Source organism: Bacillus alveayuensis (assembly GCA_030812955.1).
GTDB lineage: Bacteria > Bacillota > Bacilli > Bacillales > Aeribacillaceae > Bacillus_CB > Bacillus_CB alveayuensis.
Window position 1 is genome coordinate 1 of sequence record JAUSTR010000051.1, and the last position, 1,479, is coordinate 1,479.

General features: G+C 28.1%; 2 protein-coding genes. Both read right to left on the minus strand.

The features are described from left to right. Nucleotides 1-458: 458 nt before the first annotated feature. Nucleotides 459-1,043 (minus strand): YIP1 family protein, encoded by a 585-nt coding sequence (locus J2S06_RS16045; RefSeq protein ID WP_419152967.1) that lies wholly within the window; start codon nt 1,041-1,043, stop codon nt 459-461. Nucleotides 1,044-1,182: 139 nt separating this feature from the next. Further along, nucleotides 1,183-1,479: hypothetical protein (locus tag J2S06_RS16050; RefSeq protein WP_419152968.1), on the minus strand; the 297-nt coding region annotated here is incomplete at its 5' end.

Consider the following 1,479-nt stretch of genomic DNA (forward strand, 5'->3'; position numbering starts at 1 on the left):
CTGTAAGCTGAAGAAGGAGAGATTGTGAGGGGCCATAATCTAGCTAACTAATTGCCAGAATTGTGCTTAAATCACAAACTATGGTGAAGAGACATTCTTTCAAAGTACTTTAACAACAATATTAGCTTAGGAGATAATGGTTTAGTTAGTAAAAAATTTAAATCATTATTTACTTTTTGTTTTTTATTAGAACTAACCAATGCTGTATTTATTCCAGATGACAAAAAAGTAAATACTAATACAAGTACTAAGTAGGTTTTTGATGTATCACTTAATATATTTGTGTTCAATTGATAGAAAAGAAAAATACTACCAATAAACAACAAAATGAATATCCCTATTAATACTGCTGTAAGAGTTTTAAAGGGAATAATTAATCTATCAAATTTGTAATATACAAAGGATTTCTGTCTGAATAGTAAATAATTGTAGAACGTTTTCATACCTCTATCACCTATTTAATTCATTAAATTTAAAGAAATTTGACTAGATATTAGATAATTCAACCCTACTTCAGCAATTGCAAAAAAAACCGCTAGAATTACTAATATTTTCATTCTTGTTCTTGTTAGTACATAAAATCCACTCACTAATAATATGTATTTCCATATCATTAGTGGATTTGTAAAAAAGTATAAGATGGAGGTTAAAAAAGAAGATGACGAATTCACTGAAAGTATATGTAAAGAAAGAAATAGGGCTATTATCAAAGCTAAAATGAATTTTGGGAATTGTGTATAACCATAAATTGAATAGACTTTTTTAAAAGTAATGTTACTTTCACTTTCTATTAAAACTATAGATAGTAAAAGGTAAATAATAAAAGATGTAATAAAAAAGAAAAAAACTGATAAAATAGAAATTAGCACTAATATCAAAACAATCCATTTTGTATCTAAATATGAAAGTTTATCATTTAAATTTTGATAAGTTATTAATGGAATTAAAGCAGCAAGAATACTTGGTATTAAAATTTTTGGCTTAGAGTATAATAATTCCATAAATAAAATTGGGTTTGTAAAAAAAGTTAAATACTTTTTCATTCCGTACACCCCATGTATACTAATAATTAAACTGGAAAAGGGGTACAAAGACCATTATTATTTATTATGATTAAATAGAACCCCTTATGGACTTTATGCCCTTTTTCCAATTACAAATGGGTAAAATAGGCTGCTACTTTTACCAAGCGGCAGCTTTTTTTACCCCCCATTTGGCAACTGCACCGCGGATAATTGGATACACTAATGCTCCCCATCCATACGTTGCACCTGCTAATGCAATTACTGTTAAAATACCTAACCCATTATTTACTGCTTCAGTAATTGCTGTTGCAGTAGAAATAGATAAGAAGAATTTTTCTGCGACTTGGAACATATTATCACCTCCCTCTATAAATGTTGATATATCAACGGTTGTAGCCGTTTCAGGGGTGTCAAAAAAATATTTTTCGACAAAATTCCTAACATTATTTCTTAA

What these genes read in the sequence shown, in the direction of transcription:
- J2S06_RS16045 (WP_419152967.1), bottom strand. Translation starts at nt 1,043, where the DNA reads ATGAAAAAGTATTTAACTTTTTTTACAAACCCAATTTTATTTATGGAA.